This window comes from Fontibacillus forbon (assembly GCF_046559655.1).
Lineage (GTDB): Bacteria > Bacillota > Bacilli > Paenibacillales > Paenibacillaceae > Fontibacillus.
The window spans coordinates 689,604-711,694 of sequence record NZ_JBKGFV010000004.1 but is presented as its reverse complement, the minus strand read 5'-3'; the positions used below and the strand labels follow the sequence as shown (position 1 = coordinate 711,694).

Here is a 22,091-nt window from a genome sequence, read left to right as displayed (position 1 = left end):
AAATATTACAGGAAGTTAGGCCGACCCAATGGATGATGCCTTACCCCATAATGACCCGCACATTGTTTTCTGCTTCCATTTTGGCGACCGGGATCAGATTGCCTTGAATTTCTTCGCCGTTAATAACGATATGGGAAACTCCTTTTTGTACGCCGTTCTTGTTTTCCACCTGAATATTCAATTTCTTGCCGCGGAATTCCCGCACCATGGAGAAGTTCTTCCAGTCGGAAGGAATGCACGGGTTAATCCGAAGGCCGTCAAACTGCGGTTGAACCCCCATAATGCCTTCCACCAAGGAGACCATTACCGTCGAGGCGGTGCCGGTGAGCCAATGGACATGCGCCCGGCCTTGATACGGGCTGTCCTTGGACTCGACGAATTGCCCGTGCACATAGGGCTCGAGCTTGCGGATTTCGGCCTTATCGTTCATGCTGGCCGGGCTGCAATCCAGGAAATATTCAAACGCGCGATCCCCGTTGCCGAGCATGGTTCCCGCCAAAATGAGCCATCCCTGCGGCTGGCTGAAGATGCCGGCGTTCTCCTTGGTCGAGGGGTTGAAAAGGACCATCCGGGCTACGGGCATCCCGTATTCCTTGAACGGCGGGTAGCATAACATAGTGCCGTATTCGGTCCGCAGATTGTCGTACACTTTGTCCATGGAGAGCTTCGCCTGCTCCGGGCGGGCTGCGCCGCTTAATACGGCCCAGCTTTGCGGATTCAGCCAGATTCTTGCCTCATCATTCTCCCAGGAGCCGACCGTATAATTGTCTTCCGTAAAACCGCGGACGAATTGATCATTCTCCCAAGCATGCTTCTGGATGTTCGCGTCCAGCTCATCAAGCAGGCCTTGAGCCCAATCGACATCGTCAAGCTTGTTCTTGTTCTGCGCGATTTCCATGAACACTTTGAAGGCCATGTACAGCTGGAAGGCGACGAATAACGATTCTCCCTTGGCTCCAAGCCGCAGACAATCGTTCCAGTCGGCGTAAAGTCCGACCGGCATGCCGTGGACGCCCATGCGATCCAAGCTGAATTGGAGCGCTTGGCGCAGATGTTCGTAAACCGTGTCCTCGCCTTGATCCGAATAAGGAACCACTTCGTCCGTAAAGCCCCAGTTGCCGCTTTCTTTCAAGTATTTGATCACGGTCGGGAACAGCCACAAAGCATCGTCGGCACGATAATGGGGATGGCCGGTTTCCTGCACGTATTCCGGGTCGTCGGGCGTGCCCTCATGCCCGGGGTTATGGTCGAATTTCACGAGCGGAAGACCGCCGCCGTTGGAGACCTGGGCGGAGATCATCAGTCTCAGCCGTTCGAGAGCCATTTCATGATCCAGATGAATGATGCCTTGAATATCCTGCACGGTATCCCGATAGCCGAGTCCGTTGCGCAGACCGCAGTATTGGAAGGAGGCGGCCCGGGACCAGATGAAGGTGATGAAGCATTGGTATGCGTTCCAAGTATTGATCATGCTGTTCAGATTTTCGCTTGGCGTCTGGACTTGAAAACGGTTCAGCTTGCTGTGCCAGAAGGCTTTCAGCTCTTCGAGCTCCTTGTCCACGACGGACAAATCTTGATAATGGCCGAGAATTTCGGACGCGCCTTGCTCGTCATACTGTCCCAAGAGGAAGGCGATTTCTTTCTCTTCTCCCGGCTGTAGCTCCACATTAATCTGTAGGGCACCGCAGGAGTTGGTGTTATAGTTTAGCGAATTGGCGCATTGGCCCTTTTCGACGGAGGACGGATTGCCGTAACCGCGGTAATCGCCAAGGAACGTATCCCGGTCGCCATCGTAAGCGATAACCTCCGCGCCTGCGGCGCCGAAAAATCTCCAGCATTGGTCCTCGGGAACGTTTTCATTAATGGATTGGAGGATCATATTGTTCTTGTAATAGGTCCGTGAAATGAACAAAGTGTACTGAAGATTAACGTTATCTTGTTCATAGTTGTTATGGTTGGTGAATTCTACAAATCCGAAGAGGGCCAGCTTCCGGGCCTTGGAGCCGTCATTGCGGACCTTCAGGCGCCATACCTCATAAGTTTTATTCAGAGGCACATAATATAAGGTTTCCGTCCGGATGCCGTCATAATCCGAAGTAATGTTCGTGTATCCGGTTCCATGATGGCATACCGATTTGTACCGGTCCAGATCCTTGCCTACCGGCTGCCAAGAGCCGGACCAATAATCCCCGTTCTCCAAGTCCCGCACATAAATATAGCGTCCCGGCTCATCCTTGGAATTGAAGTGGTAACGAATATGCCGTCCGTTCGCACCGGATTTAACAAAACTGTACCCTCCTGCATTGCCAGAGATGATGGCGCCGTACTCCGGCGAGCCGAGGTAGTTCGCCCAAGGGGCAGGCGTATTCGGCTTCGTAATGAGATACTCCTTGTTTTTTTCGTCAAAGTAGCCGTATTGCATGACCATTCCTCCTATTAAGTAGGTGATGGGCAGGACAATAAACGCGCGTTCACAAAAGTGTTGAAGGATCCCCACCCAACCTTATCATAAGATAGTTTCGAACAACCTAAAACCCTATATTTGTGAAATATTAACAAAAGGTTATCAAACCAACCCGATGATACTTTCCCAAGCTTTGCTTAGTACTGGAATCTAATCTATAATAATAGGCTAATATAAACTGCGTTTGGAGGAAACCATGGAATTTATCAAACATCAACTAGACGGATATGGCATGAGCGAACAAACCATTGGTTATCTTTCGAATGTGATCATGGTTGTTTTTATAGCTGTGGTCTCCATCCTGGCCAATTTTATAGCCAAAAAAATCGTGCTGAAGACGATTATCCATATTATCAACAACAATCGGTATACGTGGGATAAAGTCATTTTGGAGAAAAAGGTGTTCCACAAGCTGTCGCATCTCGTACCTTCGATCATCATTTATTATTCCGCGTCTATCTTTCCGCCTTATCAAGCTTTGATTGAAAAAGCCGCATTCACTTATATGATTATCGTAACCATCATGGTGTTCAACGCGCTGCTCAATGCCTTTGATGCGATTTATCGTTCGTATGAAGTCTCCAAGATCAGACCGATTAAGGGATACATTCAGGTGGCGAAGATCGTTCTGTTCATCATCGGCGGCATTGTGGTGATCTCGAACCTCATCGGTCAGAATCCGTTGATCATTCTCAGTGGGCTCGGTGCCTTATCGGCTGTTCTGATGTTAGTCTTCAAAGATTCCATATTAGGCCTGGTAGCAGGCGTTCAATTATCATCGAATGATATGGTGCGCGTAGGCGACTGGATTGAAATGCCTAAATATCATGCGGACGGCGACGTAATCGACATTACCTTAAACACGGTAAAGGTGATGAATTTCGATAAAACGATCACGATGATTCCGAGCTACGCCCTCATCTCGGACTCGTTCAAGAATTGGAGAGGCATGCAAGTATCCGGCGGCAGAAGGATTAAGCGAAGCGTCTTTATCGATACGAGCAGCATAAGCTTTTGTACCCGGGAAATGATCGATGAATTTCTGAAGATTCACTACCTTACCGATTATCTCACGACAAGATTAAATGAAATTAACGCATACAACACGGAACACCGGATTAATACGGAAAGTAAAGTGAACGGCAGGCAACTTACGAATGTGGGGGTATTCAGAGAATATATCCATCAATATCTGAGAAATCATCCGAAAATTCGTAAGGATATGACGCTGATTGTCCGACAGTTAGCGCCGGGAGACAACGGACTGCCGTTGGAAATCTACGCTTTCAGCAATGATACCAACTGGGGAGTGTACGAATCGATCCAGGCGGATATTTTTGACCACATTATTGCAGTCGCTCCGACTTTCGGGCTTCGTGCCTTCCAAAACCCGACGGGCCATGATATCGCCCATTTAAAAGAAAGCAGGGAATTTTCGCGAGGATATTAAGATTGGATCGGAGGCAAGCGCAAACCCCAACCGGGCGGTTGGGGTTTGTGCATTTTATAAGAAAGAGGGGCGGCGCAATGTTTCCGTTTGTTCATAGAGTACTTTGCCTGTGCCTAATTTTCATTGTCCGGGACTAAGAGTTATGGCTATAATGAGATTTAAATTGTCTACAGAATACGGCATATGATGCGGAGGACCAAGCGGTGATAGAACGGATTACTGGAAGCATTAAGTCTTTATTTTACGGCAGGCCGAGAAAATTAGCATTTAAAATACCTTTTGCCTATTTCTTAGTCATTTTGTTTACGGTGGGATTCAGCTATTTGGTAATGAATCAAATAGCTACGAATTCAGCACAGAAGAAAATCAATGAAGCGTCTTTACAAACGATTACGTCCATTCAGACCAATGTCGACCTAATGATTGAAAACGTTAACAACTATTCGAAGATGATCTTTTCCGATCATAATCTGCAAAACTTGCTAAGACAGGGGGACGTGTATTCCAACCTTCAAACCCAGTCTAAGGTCAGCGCTTATTTGTACAATCTTATGCAAGCGGTTCCCATTATTGATTCTGTCAACATTTTTGATAATTCGGGTCATCGTTTCTCGGTTGGAACCGAGGAATTACCGACTTTTATGGAAGCGCACATAGAGGATGCGCCATGGTATGAGCAAGTGGTACGAAATAAAGGAAAGTATATTCTGAGACTAAACGGCAGCGGAACCTTTTCGGGGGGAAACACCGACGGGAATTTCGTCTCATTCATTCGTTTGATCCGGGACATTGACGATACCTCCCGCCTCGGGATCCTCGTTATTAATATCAAAGATGATGCATTTGTACAAGCTTATTCCAACTTGCTCAATCAGAATTCGTTGGAAATTGCTATTCTAGATGAAAATAATCAGATCATCGTAGCCGATTCCACCGAGGATCAAAGTGATGCAGTCTTTAAAGAAATCCTGACAACAAATAAGGATAGATTGGAACAACAATTTCAGCAAGGCAACTCAGGAGTTCTTACGCTGAGTTCCAATTCGCAGAAATATACGGTCTCTTATCTTTCCGGTGGGCAGTATCATTGGAAATTTGTAAGCATCGCGCCGCACGATACCATTGAGTCGCGAAATAAATCGCTGGTGCTTTTGGCTCTGATTCTGCTGGTGATTAACGGAACGATCTTCTTTGTAAGTTCATTCATCATTTCGCGCAGTATTATTAATCCGATTCATAAGCTTCTGCGTTCCATGAAGAAAGCCCCAAGCGGTAACTTTATGAAAGTCAACGTGGAACTGAACAGTTATGAATTTGAACAGCTGTATAACGGTTATAACCAGATGATCGAACAAATTGATCAACTGCTGAAACGCGTCATTGAAGAGCAGAGAACGATTCGCAAGGCGGAGTTGAATACACTGCAATCCCAGATCAAACCGCACTTTTTATATAACACGCTGGATTCGATTACTTCCTTGGCGCTGTCCGGGTTAAACGATCAAGTTTGTGAAATGATCGAAGCTTTGGGGAGTTATTATCGTATGAGTGTCAGCAAGGGACGAGATGTGATCACGGTCGGTCAAGAAATTGAGATGGTTCGGAATTACTTGAAAATCCAGAGCGTTCGTTACCAGGACGTCTTTGAAGCTCAGTTCGATGTGGACGAAGACTGTTTACAGTCTCCAATTCCAAAACTGGTGTTGCAGCCATTGGTTGAAAATTGCCTTTATCATGGCATACGACCGAAAGGAATAAAAGGAACGATCCGGATCAGCGCACGAAATACGGAAGGCGCAGTGAAAATATCCATATCTGATGACGGCGTCGGCATGTCGGAAGAAGAGATTACGCAGATCCTATATACGGAAAGAAAAGGTCAAATCAAGAGCTTTGGACTGTGGGGAACCATGGAACGCTTGCGTATTTTTTATGGAGATAAAGACTGTGTAACCATTGAAAGTGAACCGGGAAAAGGAACTATTATAACGCTAGTCATACCGAATGGAGTAGATACATCATGGGAAAATTGAAAGTTTTGATCGTGGATGATGAACATCTGATCCGGAATCTGCTTAGAATGCGCATTGACTGGGAGAAGCAAGGCCTGATGATCGTAGGCGAAGCTTCCAATGCACATGAAGCACTGGATATGGTGGATGAACTTAGACCGGATATCATTTTCACGGATATTTACATGCCGTACATCAACGGAATTGAGTTTAGCGGCAAGGTATTAGAGAAGTATCCGGATATTAAAATCGTGGTCGTTACCGGTCATGATGAATTTGAATATGCCCAACAGAGTATCAAAATTGGAATTTTCGATTTCATTTTAAAACCGATTCATGCTTCAGATCTGCTTCAAGTGACCGACAAGTTAAAACATAAGATTGATGAGGAACGGATGCGGGATCAAGAACTGGAGAGGTTAAAGGAAGATCTGGAGCGGAATTTTCCGTATCTCAGGGAGAAATTTCTGGTTCAATGGTTAAGGGGCGCTCTTTCAAAAGAAGAAATCCATGAAAAAGCGGAATATTTCAAACTCCCCGTTTTTCTCCATGGTTACGCGTATCAAATTGCCGTTATAGAAATTTCCCCGATATCACAGAAGCAGACGGAGGAACAGCTGATTCTATTGGGGATGGAAAGCAGAAACAAGATGGAAGCTTTTTTTCAGGATGACTCGCAAGTGATGATTATACCAGACACCGGAAATCAAATGGCGATCATTTCATTTAATCAAGATAGAAACCTTGTCAGCGATTGTGAATTACTTCAAACCTATCTGACCGATTCCTACAAATGCTTTGCGAGTATCGGCATCGGGCGGAAACGTGAAAATATCCTGGAAGCGCATTTGGGACATCAGGAAGCCTATCGTGCGCTTCATTACAAAGCGTTCGTCGGGCATAATCAGGTAGTTTGCTTCGAAGATATCGTGGAGAACAGGGAAGAACATTATCGGTCCAATCCGGAGCTTCTTCAACAGTTGCAGTTCTGCATCAGTGTCGGCTCGTCCGAGCGGGCGACGCAGATTCTCGGGCAAATATTTAACGTTTCGTTTTCCGGTGTATCACAGTTCCGGATGGCGGCGATGGATGTAATTACCGAATGCCAGCGTGCAGCGATGGAGCAGCAGATCGAAGATGAACAAACGCAGAATACGGAAACCCTGGTCTCGATTCTCACGGCAGACAATCTTCCGGAATTAATGAACATATTGGAAAGGTACGTCCTTCATGTGTCCAAAACTATTCAATCGAAATTCCAAGCCAAAGAAGGCAACCTGATCAGTCAGGTGAAAGAGTATCTGGAAAATCAGATGAGCGATCCCCAGGTCGGATTGGCAAGCACCGCTGCGGCATTCTTTATCAGTCCAGGCCATTTGGGACGGCTTATGAAGAAGGAAACGGGGCAAACCTTTGTAGAGTTTCTTACGAATGTCCGCATGAAAAGAGCTGAAAGTCTGCTGAAAACTACCGATTTAAAAGGATACGAGGTTGGTGAACAGGTTGGAATTCCGGATCCGCACTATTTCAGCGTTCTTTTCAAGAAAACGACCGGCAGGTCTATGAATGAGTATCGGAGCGGGAAATGACGGATAAAGAGATGTTCGAATTTTACAAGACAATGTGCATATTTTGAATGGAGTTATCAGGGGTACTTCCCTAAAATGACTACTAGAAGCAGCAAATTCACAAATAGGGAGGTCAAAGAGATGAAAGCGTTATTAAAAAAATCATTGAGCATTATTCTGGCAGTTGGGATTGCAGGCAGTCTGGCCGCATGCTCCTCCGATTCATCCGGGGGGAAATCGTCGGGCAAGGATGGAAGCGGTTCCATTAAGCTGACCCTGTGGGATCAGTCGGTTGGTAATACGGACCCGTCGGCGAAACTCTTGCCGCAAATTATCGAGAAATGGAACAGTGAGCATCCAAACATCCAAATTGAGCGGACAGGGACGACCGGCGAACAATATAAGACCAAAATCAAGACTTCACTTGCCGCAAGCGAGGCCCCTGACATTTTTTACGGTATGGGCGGCGGCAGCTTTATGCAGCCTTATATCGAATCCGGGAATGTCCTTGAAATCACCGAATATTTGACGGACGATGTTAAGTCGAGAATGGCTTCAGGGATGTCGGAAGCCATTGAAGTGGACGGGAAAATTTATACACTTCCGGTCTACACTCATATTGCAAATTTGTTTGTTAATACCGAATTGTTCGATAAAGCAGGAGCCAAAATCCCGACGACTTATACGGAATTGTTAGATGCCGTAGAGAAATTGAAGGCAGCGGATATTACTCCGGCTCTCATTGGAGAGAAAGACCGGTGGCCAGGCATGTACTGGTACGACATGATTGCGATGCGGCAAGCAGGAAATGATGCGGTCATCGAAGCATTTAAGGATCCATCCAAATGGAATTCGCCGGATTTCATTGCTGCAGCTACTAAAATGCAGGAACTGGCAAAGGCAGGCGCCTTCAACAGCAGTATGTTCAGCATGAGCTATGATGAAATGCTGGGTGCGTTTAATGCGGGTAACGGAGCCATGATGTTCCAGGCTAACTGGGTTAATGCCGGCATCGAAGATGACTCCTCGGCAGTTAAAGGCAAGGTCAAAGTGATTCCTTTCCCGGTGTTTGAAGACGGTAAAGGGAAGAGCACCGAAATCTTTGGCGGAGCGGTCGACGGCTTCTATGTCAGCAGCACTACAGAACATCCGAAAGAAGCCGTTGAATTTCTTATGTACCTGAGCGAGCAGCTCGGTACGCAGGGCTTCCTCGCCGGCGCAGGTCTTCCTAGCTGGAACATTGACGGGCTTGATACTTCGGGTCTTTCCGAACTCGACAAATCCGCCGCGGACATTATGAAAACGGCAACCTCGTTTATTGCTTGGTGGGACAATATTCTCCCGGCCGAATCTGCGGAAACGCACAAAAACTTAATTGCGCAACTTTTGGCAGGCGACATCACTCCTGAAGAATTCTGCAAACAGATGGCACAGCTTAAACCGACGGAACTAAGTCTCTAATCCGTGAATAAACCCAAACGAGATGTGGTCAGGGACTGTCCCTGACCACATCTTTGAGAGGAGAACCATAATGAATTCTGTATTTTCCAACAAGAAGGCTATTGCTATATTTGTCCTGCCTACCCTCCTCATATTTTGTGGAATTGTATTAGTTCCGATCTTTGTTTCCAGCTATTATAGTTTATTGGATTGGAATGGCGTCGGCAAAGGTGCGTTTATTGGACTGGATAATTATAAAGAGATGTTCACGGATACACGGGCATTAAACTCCATCAAAAATTCTATGTTGTTTGCGGCAGCGTCTATTTTCATTCAGTTGCCCATATCTCTTGTGCTTGCCCTTATACTGGCGTCGTCAGTCAAAGGTGAGGGGTTCTATCGTACGGTGTATTTCATTCCGGTGCTGATTTCGACCGTTGTGATCGCCCAACTGTGGTCTAAAATCTATAATGCGGATTATGGCCTCTTGAACTGGTTGCTCGAGCACATAGGTCTCTCGAGTCTGGCTCAAGACTGGCTTGGACAAAAGGATACTGCCCTTATCGCTTCCTTTATTCCGACGCTTTGGCAATATGTCGGTTACCATATGTTGCTGATGTATGCCGGTGCCAAATCGATTTCGCAGGATATTTTCGAAGCGGCTAAAATTGACGGAGCTTCCCGCATACGGACTGCATTCTCCATTACAATTCCGTTAATGCGGCCGATCCTCAAAGTATGTCTTGTCTTTTCGGTAATCGGTGCATTTAAGGTATTCGATCTGATTTATGTATTGACGGGCGGAGGGCCTTTATTTACCACGGAGGTGCCGAGCACGTTGATGTATACCACCATTTTTGATACTTACAGATATGGCTACGGTAGTGCAATATCCGTCTTTATTATACTGGAATGTTTAGTATTTACAGTCATTATTAATAAGTTTTTCAAAACAGAATAGGGGGGAGCAAAGTGAGTACTGCAAAAGGGCTGTTGCAAAAAAGGCCAAACTACATTGGGAAAATACTGCTGCAGGGGTTTTTAATCATTGTAACGATCATACAGATTTACCCCCTTATCTGGTTGGCATTTTTCTCACTGAAAGATAATAGTGAAATATTCAGCGGCGATGTCGTGGGACTTCCCAAGAAATTCCTCTGGAGCAACTATGCCAAGGCCTTATCGGATGGTCATGTATTAACTTATTTTCTTAACAGCGTGTTAGTGACCGCTGCATCCATTATCCTCGTATTGATTCTGTCCTCCATGACGGGGTATGCCATTTCGAGGATGAATTGGAAATTCAGCAACTTAACGATGACGCTAATCCTTCTCGGGATGATGGTTCCGATTCATGCGGCTCTATTACCGCTGTTTATGGTCCTGAAGAATTTACATTTACTGAATACCTATTGGTCCTTGATTATTCCTTATGTCGCTTTTGGTATCCCGCTGGCGGTGTTCATCCTCAGTAGCTTCTTTAAGGGAGTACCCCGCGAACTGGAAGAATCGGCGGTCATTGACGGATGCGGGATCTACAGAACATTCTTTTCGATTATGTTGCCGCTGGTTAGTCCTGCCATAGCGACGGTGGCGATATTTACATTCCTGTCTTGTTGGAACGAGTTGATGTTTGCGACTACCTTCATAAATAATAATTTATTTCAGACCTTAACGGTGGGGATGATGTCGATGGTCGGGACCTACATTACGCAATGGGGGATTATTGGAGCGGGGCTCATGATCGCTACAATCCCAACGATTATCATCTATTTGCTGCTCAACAAACAGGTACAGAAGAGCATGATCGCAGGCGCTGTCAAAGGATAAGGGCCGGAGAAAAGCTAGATAAGATGAACTAAAGAATAGGATGCAGGCAAGGGAGTAAAATGATTCCGAAAAAGTTGAAAGCTTTCTGAAAGAAAGCTACATCGGAAGCATAAGCTGCGGTCGCCTTTGGTTCCGGATTTCTGCCGAATATATTCCATAAGATCATGAAATCTGGAACCAACAGCGATTGTAGGAACATTTTACGTACTTGCCTCACATCAGTTCAATAGTTCATCTTATATAGAAGGGAGATATCATGATGAAAGCAACGATTACCGTCAATACCGATCAGCCTTCGGGTACGATCAGCCGCCATATTTACGGGCACTTCGCCGAGCATCTTGGCCGCTGCATTTACGAAGGCATCTGGGTAGGTGAGGATTCACCGATCCCGAATACCCGCGGTATCCGAAACGATGTTCTGGAGGCGCTGCGAAACCTTAGCATACCGGTGCTCCGCTGGCCGGGCGGATGCTTTGCCGATGAGTATCACTGGAAGGACGGCGTCGGCCCGCAGGAGCAGCGCAAGCGCATGGTCAATACGAACTGGGGCGGCGTCGTGGAAAACAACCACTTTGGCACGCATGAGTTTTTCGACCTGTGCGAGTTGTTGGGTACAGAGCCGTATATCTGCGGGAATGTCGGCAGCGGCACAGTTCAAGAGATGCAAGAGTGGGTCGAGTACATGACCTTTGACGGTGAATCGCCGATGGCAAACTGGCGCAAGGCCAATGGCCGGGAGAAGCCATGGAAACTGAAATATTTCGGCGTCGGAAATGAGAATTGGGGTTGTGGCGGCAACATGCGGGCGGAGTACTACGCCGACGAATACCGTCGGTTCCAGACGTATGTCCGAAATTACGGCGAGAATCGCGTCTATAAGATTGCCGGCGGCGCCAACGTGGACGACTATCACTGGACGGAGACGCTGATGCGTGAAGCGGGCGGGCATATGGATGGCCTCAGCCTGCATAACTATACGGTACCCGGTGGATTTGAGGTTAAACGTCCGGCGCTGGGATTCGATGAAGCGGAATGGTTCGAGACGATGCAGTTGGCGCTCCATATGGACGAACTCATTGTGCGACACTCCGCGATCATGGACCAATACGATCCGAAGAAACGTGTCGGCCTAATCGTCGACGAGTGGGGAACCTGGTTTCAGGTGGAGCCGGGTACGAATCCAGGCTTCTTGTACCAGCAGAACTCGCTGCGGGATGCGCTTGTTGCGGGACTACATTTCCACGTGTTCCATCGTCACTGTGACCGTGTCCACATGGCGAACATTGCACAGACGGTCAATGTGCTGCAGGCTATGATTCTTACAGAGGGCGAAAAGATGTTGCTGACGCCGACCTATCACGTGTTCGAGATGTTCAAGGTGCACCAGGATGCGGAGGCGCTTGCGCTTCATCTTGACGCGGGCGAATACCAAGTGGGAGGCGAATCGATTCCTCAGGTGAGCGCATCGGCATCGAAGCGGCCGGACGGAACGATCGACATCAGCCTGTGCAACATCGATCCGCATCGCCAGGCGGACGTGACTCTACGTTTGCGCGGACTGGAAGGCGGTCCGATTGTCAGCGGCCGGGTGCTCACTCACGAAGATATGAATGCGCATAACACCTTCGAGCAGCCGGAGACGGTGAAGCCGCAGGCGTTCAACGGCGTCACGAACCTAAGCGCCGACGGCTTGTCGGCAACGCTGCCGCCGATGTCCGTGGTTGTTCTGACGCTACGCTCATAGAGCAGGTGCGGAGATTTTGACGCAGATAGGAGGTAGCACCTATGGAATATCGGAACCTTGGCAAATGGGGATTAAAAGTGAGCGAAATTGCTCTGGGAAGCTGGATGACAGATGTTCAAACCTCGGAAGCAGTGGACACGGCGAAGAAGAGCGTCAGACGCGCCTATGATCTTGGCGTAAACTTTTTTGACTGCGCAGATGCATATAGCGGCGGACAAGCAGAAATTTTTCTCGGTGATATTTTAAAGGAATTCGAACGAAGCTCCTTTGTGGTTTCAAGTAAAGTTTTCTTTCCGACCGGAAATGGAGTTAACGACAGAGGACTGTCCAGGAAGCACATCATCGAACAAATCGACAAGTCTCTTAAAAATCTCAAAGTGGACTATTTAGATCTGTATTTTTGTCATCGTTATGATGAGAGCACCCCTTTGGAGGAAACTCTGCAAGCAATGAGTGATTTGGTCGCGCAGGGGAAGGTATTATATTACGGCGTAAGCGAGTGGACCCCCGTACAGATCACGGAAGCATTATATCTTATCAAGGAGATGGGGCTTCGCCCCATGTCGGTCATTCAGCCTCAATATAATATGATGGACAGATATATTGAGGACGAAATTATGGGTATATGCCAGAAGCATGGGTTAGGAATTGTTCCTTTCAGTCCGCTGTCACAAGGGCTCCTTACCGGCAAATACCGTAAAGGGCATGTCATCCCCGAGGGTTCGCGGGCAACGCACCAGGCGGACAGACAAGTTAACAATCTTCTTACCGAGGATCATCTGAATAAGGTTGAAAGGCTAATTCAAGTTGCGGACGGCTTAGGTACAAATCTGTCCGTGCTGGCACTCGCATGGGTACTTAGAAACCCTCAAATCAGCAGCCTGATTACCGGAGCATCAAGACCGGAACAGATAGAGAACAATATTGCTGCAAGCGGCTTTGAACTGCCGGAAGAGATATTGACTGAAATCGACCGAATTCTGGATTATAAACCCGTTGTTCGTAAAATAGGATAATGATGATACTTTATGAATCGGAGGCATATTATCATGGCCAAATTATCATTGGTAAATAGGGTTCCAACCCGGGAAAAGGCCGTCGCCTTTACGTTTGACGACGGTCCGCATCCGTTATTTACTCGGCAGTTGCTGGATATTTTCCGCAGAGCTAATGGTAAAGCGACATTTTTTATGATCGGTCAGGAGATGGATGCGTTCGAGGACATAGTAGCCGAAGTTCATACTGCCGGGCATGAGATCGCCAATCATACCTATTGTCATCCTGATCTGACCAAGCTGACATTGCAGGAGGCGCGGACTGAATTGCAGCGGGCGGATGAGAGGATTCGTCGGGTGACAGGGAAGCCGGTATTGAACTTCAGGCCTCCGTATTTTGGCGTTAATGAGGATATTCTTTCACTTGCCGCAGAGTTTGGATACACCTCGATTGGCGCTGTCAACGGCGAGGCGAAGGATTGGGAGCAGCCTGGGGTCGAGTTTATTTTGGATCATACAAGGCCGACGATCGAGAATGGCAGCATCTTTATGTTTCATGACGGGTATGGCGAACGGGCCCAAACGATTGAAGCTGTTCGAGTGTTGCTAGAAGAGCTTGCGGCTGAAGGGTATCGGTTTTTGACGGTAAGCGAGCTGAATGAGCTTGCTGATCAAACCTGAATGCAGTAGGATCAGCACATCGGCTGTGTAAAATGGCGTGAATGGTCAAGTACTGAGATGACGCTACGGTTCCCCTAAATTTGAAGAACCCGCTCAAGGAGCGGGTTCTTGTCATTTTTAAGAATAAAGGGCTCGGGAACATCCCAAGGACTCAACGAAATAGTAAATAAGCCTGTTACAAACCCGATTCATCAGGGTATTAAGTCTTAGGCGTCGCAGCATCCATACGCATTATAAAAGAAGGATCATGGGTTTAATTAAAAAAGTAATTTTAATTAATAGCTTGAATTTCATGTATCCAGGGATTATAATGTGCTTACGAAACGTTTCGAATTAAGCGCTTTCTCGTATTTTATCTAGACGGAGGCTTTTAGGCTTCCCTTCTTATCAAACGATAATGTAAGCGGTAACTTTTGAAAATTTCAGTATATTATAGGGGGTTTTCACGCAAAATAGAGAATGTTCCGTCCGAAATTATCTCGATATTTTTTTTGAAATGTATCGAAACGTTTCGAATTTGGAGTTGAATCCATTGATTTTCGGCTTTTCATACTAATAAAGAGGTGAGGAAAAGTGAAGAAAAATTGGTTAGTTGCTTTGATTACACTGCTTGCTGTTTCTGTTATCGTGGCCGGCTGCGGCTCGAAAAATAACTCGGGTTCCAATTCGGCTTCAGGCGACAATAACACGGTAAAGGTTTGGTTCATGGGCACCTCGGAAAGTGTGGAGCCTATTGCGAAAATGTACGAGGAGAAGAATCCCGGCGTGAAGGTAGACGTGCAGGCGATTCCTTGGGATTCCGCGCATGACAAACTGCTTACGGCCGTTGCTTCCAAGAATGGTCCGGACGTCATCCAAATGGGTACGACCTGGATTCCCGAGTTTGCTTCAGCCGGTGCCTTGCTGGACATGGCTCCTTACATTGAAAAATATCCGGAGCTCAAAACGGAGAACTTCTTCGACGGCGCGATTCAAACCACGCAATATGACGGCGTGACGGTAGGCATCCCATGGTATGTGGAAACACGCGGATTGTTCTATCGCACCGATTTGCTTGCTGAAGTCGGATATCCTGAAGGACCGCAGACCTGGGATGAACTGAAAGAGGCCGGCAAGAAGCTGGCCGCAAGAGGCGAAGGTAACTATATGATGCCAATCGATGCGAAGGACCAGAACTATTTGTCCATGTTCGCCTGGCAAGCAGGCAGCGATGTCATTGGCGCCGACCGCAAGCCGCAGTTTAACCAGCCTGAATACGTAGAAGCGATGAACTTCCTGAACAGTTTATATAAAGAAAACCTCGTTCCTCCGACGGACCTCGATACGGTTACAGGCTTTAAGGACGGCACAGTGCCGATGTTTATCAGCGGTCCTTGGATGATTCAAGCCGTGAAGGATCAAAATCCGGAAATTGAAGGCAAATGGACGGTTAAGACCTTGCCTGCCAACAAAAACAATAAATCGCTGATGGGCGGTTCCGACCTTTCGATCTTTAAATACAGCAAGAACCCTGAAGAGGCAGCGAAATTTATCGCCTATCTGAGCAGCGAGGAAGCGCAGCTCAAATTTTACGAAACATCAAATTCCTTGCCGGCTTTGAAAACGGCTTGGGACAACGAGCAATTCTCCGATCCGATGATCGCCGCATTCGGTAAACAACTGGAGAGTGCCATTCCGACGCCAATGGTCAAGGAATGGGAAGAAGTTTCGCAAGCTTCGGTCGCAGCCTTCGAACGCATTACGGTTGGCGGAGCGGATGTGCAAGCCGAGATGGACGCATTGAATGAGGAAGCCAACGGAATTTTAGGGAATTAATCATTTTGTCTTCCGCCTGCGAAGATGACGCCGGGACTCTACAGAAGCGAGGGTCCCGGTTATCTCTTTAGAGTTCTTCGTCTGGAAGGGAGTGGACAAATTTTAAGGGGTGAGGATAAATGAAGCAGCATGCAAATAGCTGGCACAAATATAAATATCCGTATTTGTTCATTGCTCCGGCCATACTGTTACTCACGGTATTTTCGATTTTGCCGATTATTATCGCATTAGTCATCAGCTTTACCGATATGGACCTGTTGGGGCTGGCCGACTTTTCTAACATTCATGGCGCCGGCTTTACGAATTATCTCGGGCTATTTAAGGATCCCGTATTTATAAAATCCATTGTGAACACCGGCATTTATGTCATTATCGGGGTGCCGCTGGTCATTTTATTTTCTATGGCAGCCGCACTGCTGCTGAATTATGGAACGAGCTGGCTGTTTAATACCTTTCGGGTTGTTTACTACTTGCCATCCATTACGAATATTGTAGCCGTGGCTGTTGTATGGGGTTATCTCTATAACAGCAGGTACGGGCTGTTTAACTATATCCTTTCCTGGTTTGGAATCCCCGGGCAAGCCTGGTTACAGGATCCGATGCTGGCCAAACTGTCGCTCATTCTGATGGCGGTATGGAAGGCGATCGGCCTGAATATGATCATTTTTCTGGCAGCGCTCCAAGGAATTCCCCGCTCCTATTATGAAGCGGCTGAAATTGACGGTGCTACCGGGTGGAAGAAGCTTCGCTATATCACCATTCCTTTGCTTAGCTTTGCCACCTTCTTCGTGACGATTACGACGCTGATCGGCTGGATTCAGTTCTTCGAAGAACCGCTGGTCATGACGAAGGGCGGACCGCTCAACGGAACGATGTCCATGGCGCTCTTTATTTACAACAACGGATTTAAGCTGAGCGACTTCGGCTACGCGGCATCCGGTTCCTTTGTTCTGTTCATTATCATTATCATTGCAACGATCGTGCAGTTCCTCGTCAAGCGGAAGGAAGTTGAATATTAAGGGTAAAGGAGGGGACGCAAATGGCGTTGAAAAGATTTGAAAAGGGCCTTATGATATTTCTTCTGATTGCCGGCGGCCTTCTGATGATGATTCCGTTCATCTGGATGCTGGGCTCGTCGTTTAAGCCGGAAAACGAATTTACCATTGTTCCGCCGACGATCATTCCGAACCATCCGACTTTCAAAAACTATGTGGATCTGTTTGCGAAAATGGATTTTATGGTGTATCTCAAAAATACGCTGATCATCGTGTTGTGTTCGTTCGTCGGGCTTTTCCTGAACGCACTTGCCGGGTATGCCTTTGCGAAGTTTGAATTTCCGGGCAAGAACAAATTTTTCTATCTCATCCTGGCCACGATGATGATTCCGGGTCAAGTAACCATGATTCCTACTTATCTGATCATCAACAAGCTTGGGTTGGTAAATACGATGGCAGGCATTGTGCTGCCGGGTTTGGTCGGCGCGTTCGGCATCTTCCTGTTCCGCCAGTTCATGTCGACGATTCCGACGGATTTGATGGAAGCGGCAAGACTCGACGGCGCGGGAGAATTACGGATTTTCTTCCAATTGATCATGCCGATCGTAAAACCGGTCTTCGCCGTCCAAGGCATATTGACGTTTATCGGCGCCTGGAACAGCTTCTTGTGGCCGTTAATCATCGCCAACGACGAGAGCTTGTACACCCTGTCGGTCGGGCTGTCCCTGTTGAAAGGACAATACGCCTCGAAATTCGGCCTGCAAATGGCGGGGGCCGCATTTATGGTCGTTCCGATCATCATCGTTTTTTCTTTCTTCCAGAAACATATTATTGAAGGATATACGATCTCGGGGATGAAATAAGTAAAGAGAGTTTTTGTACGGTTAGAAAGGATGACAATAGTATGGCTACGATTAAAGATGTGGCGAAATTGGCCGGCGTGGCGCTTTCCACGGCATCGTACGCACTTAGCGGAGACAGCAAAGTCAGCGCGAAAACGAGGGAAAAAGTGCTGGAGGCTGCCAGACAGTTGAATTATCATAAGAACGGTTTCGCCATGGATTTAAAACGGAGCCGTACGAATACGATTGCGCTAATCTTGACGGACCTGTCCGGACCTTATTATTCGGAATTGATCCGCAGCGTGCAGGATGTGGCGCTGTCCAACGGTTACGATTTGGTGGCCTGCAGTTCTATGGGGGGCAGGGAGTCTACGGCGGTCAAATATTTACGCGAAAAAAGAGTGGATGGCGCCATCGTGCTTGCGCAAAATATTTCCGACGAAATATTGCTGAACGCGGCCGGTACCGGCTTTCCGATCATTGCGATGGACCGGCTTACGACGGGCGAAGGGCTGATTAGCGTCGTTGTCGACGGGGAGCTCGGCGGGTACAAAGCGACCCGGTATCTCATCGACAAAGGACATCGATCCATCGCTTACATTAGCGGACCGGCCAATTCTTACGATAACAGCGTGCGATACCAGGGATATTTACGGGCGATGCACGAAGCGGGTCTTGAGGAGAAAGCCAAATGGCGGCTAACCGGTAATTTTGTACGGGATGGCGGCTATAAGGCGACGAAAATGATGCTCATGCAAGGCGAGATTCCTTCGGCCGTATTTTACGGTAACGATGAAATGGCGATCGGCGGCATCAAAGCGATGGAAGAGGACGGGTTCTCCGTACCGGGCGATATATCCGTCATCGGATTTGACGATATTCAATTGGCCGAGTATGTTCAAACGCCGCTGACGACGATCCGTCAGCCGATGTATGATTCAGGATCGCTCGCGGGCCACCTGCTGTTTCAATTACTGAATAATGAACAAGTCAATGATTCCTATAAATTAAAGGTTGAACTGATTGAACGTCAATCGGTGAAAACGGTCACGGCTGAAGTTAAAGGTTGAGGATATCGACATCACGATGCATGGAAGTGGAGTGATCAGCTTGGCTTTTATACAAACGGCCTTGTTTGCGGAGACGCTCGAAATGTCAATGGACATTCATGCGGTGATCCCGATGGCTGCGCTTCGCGCCAGCCGGGACGGCAAGCTGCCTGTCCTGTATTTGCTTCACGGGCTGGGCGGAGACCATACGGAGTGGACGAGGTTATCCTCGGTGGAACGTTACGCGGAGGATAAGGGGATCGCGCTCATCCTGCCGCGTGCGGATCGCAGCTATTACATGGATATGAAGCAAGGGGCGGCGTACTACACATATCTATCTGAGGAGCTTCCCGCGATCGTGAAGTCCTTGTTTCCGATCTCGGACCGCCGGGAGGACACGTTTATCGCGGGCCTGTCGATGGGCGGCTACGGCGCATTCAAACTGGCGCTTCGCCGGCCGGAACGCTTTGCTGCTGCGGCAAGCCTGTCCGGAAGCCTGGACATCGTCCACCGTTTAAGCGAGCCGGACGTATTCCGCAACCATGAGGAAGAGCGGATGTTCGGCAGCGTGGCGGAGCTTCAAGGAAGCGATGACGATTTGCTGGCGCTGGCGGGGAAAGTCGCCGCGGCGGGAAATCAGCCGCAGTTTTATCAATGCTGCGGGACTGAGGATTTCTTGTACGAGGGCAACCGGAATTTCCTGAAGCATGCCGAGAAAGTCGGCCTTCGGGTGACTTATGAAGAAGAGCCCGGAAGCCATGAATGGGGCTACTGGGACCGCAAGATCCAGAGGGTGTTTGACTGGCTGCCGGTTGATAAGAATCGTTAGTAGACGAGGCGGCCGTGAGGGATTGTGCGAGCAAAGTTGCAAGCATAGATCGAAACGTTATTATTTTGTGCAGTTTAATTATTAAAATAACGTTTAAATATAAGGATTTAATAGATAAAAACGATTCGATGACAGGGGAGGGAGAGAAATGTCAGAGCCACGAAGACTGGAAGATATTTTGCAGAAAATGACGCTCGACGAAAAAATCGCCCAGCTGCAGCAATTGGCGGCGCCTTTCTATGATGAGGCCGGAGACGATGGGCAAATTACCGGGCCGATGGAAGCGCTCGGCATTACGCCGGAGACGGTGAAGAACGCCGGCTCGGTGCTTGGCGTAGCCGGTGCGGAGAAGGTCATCTCCGTGCAGCGGACGCATATGGCGAACAACCGGCATGGCATTCCGCTCTTGTTTATGGCGGATATCGTGCATGGATTCAAGACGATTTTTCCGATTCCGCTGGCCATGGGCTGCTCCTGGGATCTGGAACTGGCCGAGCGCAGCGCGGAGATCGCGGCCAAGGAAGCGGCCGTTTCCGGACTTCATGTCACCTTCGCGCCGATGGCGGACCTGGTACGGGATCCCCGCTGGGGCCGGGTGATGGAATCGACGGGAGAAGACCCTTACCTGAACGCCTTGTTCGCGCGGGCGATGGTCCGGGGCTTTCAGGGTACGGATTTAAAAAACGATACCGGCCGCGTCGCTTCCTGCGTGAAACACTTCGCGGCCTACGGGCTGGCGGAAGGCGGCCGCGAATACAATACGGTCGATCTTTCGGAGCGTCAGCTTCGTGAATATTATCTGCCGGCCTATAAAGCCGCTATAGACGAAGGCGCCGAGATGGTGATGACTTCGTTCAACACGGTGGAAGGCATCCCGGCCAGCGGCAACGTCAAGCTGATGCGGGATTTGCTGCGCGGCGAGTGGGGATTTGACGGCGTCGTCATTTCCGATTGGGCCGCCATCGGGGAACTGATCGCGCACGGAGTCGCCGAAGATGACCGCGAAGCAGCTTTAAAGGCGATTCACGCTGGCGTAGATATCGATATGATGACTTCGGCTTATGTGCTTGAACTGGCCCGGTTGGTTGAAGACGGGCTGGTGGACGAGTCGTTGATCGACGAAGCGGTGCTGCGCATTTTGCGGTTGAAGGAAAAGCTCGGCTTGTTCGAGAACCCGCTGCGCGGCGCCGATCCGGAAGCGGAAGGTAAAGTCGTGTATTGCAAGGAGCATCTTGAGGCTGCGAAAGAACTGGCGGTGAAATCCAGCGTCCTGCTGAAAAACGAAGGCGTGCTGCCGCTGAAGCGGGAGCAAAGGATCGCGCTGATCGGCCCGTTTGCGCAAAGCGGCGATATTCTCGGCAACTGGTCGTGGACCGGATCGCGGGAGACGGCCATTCGGCTCGATACGGCGATGGAGGCCCTCGGCGGTTCCGGTCTTGTAGTAGCCGAGGGTTGCGGCATTCATGATGTCACCGAGCTCCAGCTTGAAGAGGCCGTCAAAGCCGCCGGGGAAGCCGACGTAATTGTGCTGGCGCTCGGTGAAGCTTCGGAGATGAGCGGGGAGGCGGCGAGCCGCACCAATATCAAGCTGCCGGAAGCGCAGCTTAAGCTTGTGCGTACCATGAAGCAGCTCGGCAAACCGATGGTTGCCGTGCTGTTCAACGGCCGCCCGCTGGATCTGCACGGCATCTATGAGGAAGCCGATGCGGTGCTCGAAGCCTGGTTCCCGGGCAGTGCGGGCGGGGCGGCGATCGCGGATTTGTTATACGGTGTTGCCAATCCTTCGGGCCGGCTCACCATGTCTTTTCCATATACGGTTGGGCAAATTCCGGTTTATTACAACCACTTCAATACGGGACGTCCGAAGCCTGCGGAAGACTCGAAGGAGAAGTATGTATCGCATTATCTGGATAGTCCGAATGCGCCGTTGTTCCCTTTTGGCTATGGCCTAAGCTACACGAGCTTTTCATATGGAGAGCTTGCCTTGTCATCGGCTTCGCTGAAGGCGGGCCAGACCTTGCAGGCCAAAGTCCGGGTCAGCAACGACGGAAGCATGGCAGGGACGGAAACGGTTCAGCTTTATATCCGCGACGTTTCCGGCGAGGTCATTCGCCCGGTGAAGGAGTTGAAGGATTTCCGCCAAGTGACGCTTGCTCCGGGCGAAAGTGCGGAAGTGGCGTTTGAAATCACCGAATCACAGCTGCGGTATCATCATAGCGACTTGTCATTTACAAGCGACGCAGGAACATTCGAGCTGCACGTCGGAGGGAACAGCCGCGATACGCTGCAGGCGGCGTTCCGTTTGGAGCAATAACTTGCAAATGCAGAAACGGAGTGGTCGCCTTTGTTTCCGGATTTTCAACCCTACTTGACC

At 48.8% G+C, this 22,091-nt stretch carries 16 protein-coding genes; 15 read left to right on the top strand and 1 reads right to left on the bottom strand.

The features are described from left to right. Positions 1-40: 40 nt before the first annotated feature. Positions 41-2,422 carry a GH36-type glycosyl hydrolase domain-containing protein gene (locus ACLB09_RS18770; protein ID WP_410771381.1) on the bottom strand — a complete coding sequence of 794 codons (2,382 nt, stop codon included), beginning with the start codon at positions 2,420-2,422 and terminating at the stop codon, positions 41-43. A 238-nt stretch (positions 2,423-2,660) separates the two neighbouring features. On the opposite strand from ACLB09_RS18770, the gene ACLB09_RS18765 reads away from it, so the two are divergent. The 15 genes from ACLB09_RS18765 (at position 2,661) to bglX (ending at position 22,031) form a co-directional block, all read left to right on the top strand. Then, a complete protein-coding gene (locus ACLB09_RS18765; protein ID WP_410771380.1) occupies positions 2,661-3,914 on the top strand; it encodes a mechanosensitive ion channel family protein in 1,254 nt (417 codons plus the stop codon). Positions 3,915-4,117: 203 nt separating this feature from the next. Beyond that, a complete protein-coding gene (locus ACLB09_RS18760; RefSeq protein WP_410771379.1) occupies positions 4,118-5,947 on the top strand; it encodes a sensor histidine kinase in 1,830 nt (609 codons plus the stop codon). Then, a complete protein-coding gene (locus ACLB09_RS18755; protein ID WP_410771378.1) occupies positions 5,935-7,515 on the top strand; it encodes a response regulator in 1,581 nt (526 codons plus the stop codon). The genes ACLB09_RS18760 and ACLB09_RS18755 overlap by 13 nt, the downstream gene beginning before the upstream one ends. A 120-nt stretch (positions 7,516-7,635) precedes the next feature. Next, positions 7,636-8,955 (top strand): extracellular solute-binding protein, encoded by a 1,320-nt coding sequence (locus ACLB09_RS18750; RefSeq protein WP_410771377.1) that lies wholly within the window; start codon positions 7,636-7,638, stop codon positions 8,953-8,955. A gap of 70 nt (positions 8,956-9,025) precedes the next feature. Beyond that, positions 9,026-9,895: a carbohydrate ABC transporter permease gene (locus ACLB09_RS18745; RefSeq protein ID WP_410771376.1), complete on the top strand. Its 870-nt coding sequence runs from the start codon at positions 9,026-9,028 to the stop codon at positions 9,893-9,895. 11 nt (positions 9,896-9,906) lie between these two features. Beyond that, positions 9,907-10,764 carry a carbohydrate ABC transporter permease gene (locus ACLB09_RS18740; RefSeq protein WP_410771375.1) on the top strand — a complete coding sequence of 286 codons (858 nt, stop codon included), beginning with the start codon at positions 9,907-9,909 and terminating at the stop codon, positions 10,762-10,764. Between the two features lie 259 nt (positions 10,765-11,023). Beyond that, complete coding sequence (locus tag ACLB09_RS18735) at positions 11,024-12,511, top strand: alpha-N-arabinofuranosidase (RefSeq protein ID WP_410771414.1); 1,488 nt, start codon at positions 11,024-11,026, stop codon at positions 12,509-12,511. Positions 12,512-12,588: 77 nt separating this feature from the next. Beyond that, entirely contained in the window at positions 12,589-13,527 is a 939-nt protein-coding gene (locus ACLB09_RS18730) for an aldo/keto reductase family protein (RefSeq protein WP_410771374.1), read from the top strand. 33 nt (positions 13,528-13,560) lie between these two features. Continuing rightward, positions 13,561-14,187 carry a polysaccharide deacetylase family protein gene (locus ACLB09_RS18725; protein ID WP_410771373.1) on the top strand — a complete coding sequence of 209 codons (627 nt, stop codon included), beginning with the start codon at positions 13,561-13,563 and terminating at the stop codon, positions 14,185-14,187. Between the two features lie 573 nt (positions 14,188-14,760). Beyond that, positions 14,761-16,002 carry a sugar ABC transporter substrate-binding protein gene (locus tag ACLB09_RS18720; protein ID WP_410771372.1) on the top strand — a complete coding sequence of 414 codons (1,242 nt, stop codon included), beginning with the start codon at positions 14,761-14,763 and terminating at the stop codon, positions 16,000-16,002. A 119-nt stretch (positions 16,003-16,121) separates the two neighbouring features. Then, entirely contained in the window at positions 16,122-17,021 is a 900-nt protein-coding gene (locus ACLB09_RS18715) for a carbohydrate ABC transporter permease (protein ID WP_410771371.1), read from the top strand. 20 nt (positions 17,022-17,041) lie between these two features. Beyond that, positions 17,042-17,860 carry a carbohydrate ABC transporter permease gene (locus ACLB09_RS18710; RefSeq protein ID WP_410771370.1) on the top strand — a complete coding sequence of 273 codons (819 nt, stop codon included), beginning with the start codon at positions 17,042-17,044 and terminating at the stop codon, positions 17,858-17,860. Positions 17,861-17,901: 41 nt separating this feature from the next. After that, entirely contained in the window at positions 17,902-18,909 is a 1,008-nt protein-coding gene (locus tag ACLB09_RS18705) for a LacI family DNA-binding transcriptional regulator (RefSeq protein ID WP_410771369.1), read from the top strand. 40 nt (positions 18,910-18,949) lie between these two features. Beyond that, the gene (locus ACLB09_RS18700) at positions 18,950-19,717 is read left to right on the top strand and encodes an alpha/beta hydrolase (RefSeq protein WP_410771368.1); all 768 of its coding nucleotides are present in this window, start codon (positions 18,950-18,952) and stop codon (positions 19,715-19,717) included. Between the two features lie 148 nt (positions 19,718-19,865). Continuing rightward, on the top strand, positions 19,866-22,031 hold the full coding sequence (gene bglX / locus ACLB09_RS18695) for a beta-glucosidase BglX (RefSeq protein WP_410771367.1): 2,166 nt from the start codon (positions 19,866-19,868) through the stop codon (positions 22,029-22,031). The last annotated feature ends 60 nt before the right edge of the window (positions 22,032-22,091 follow it).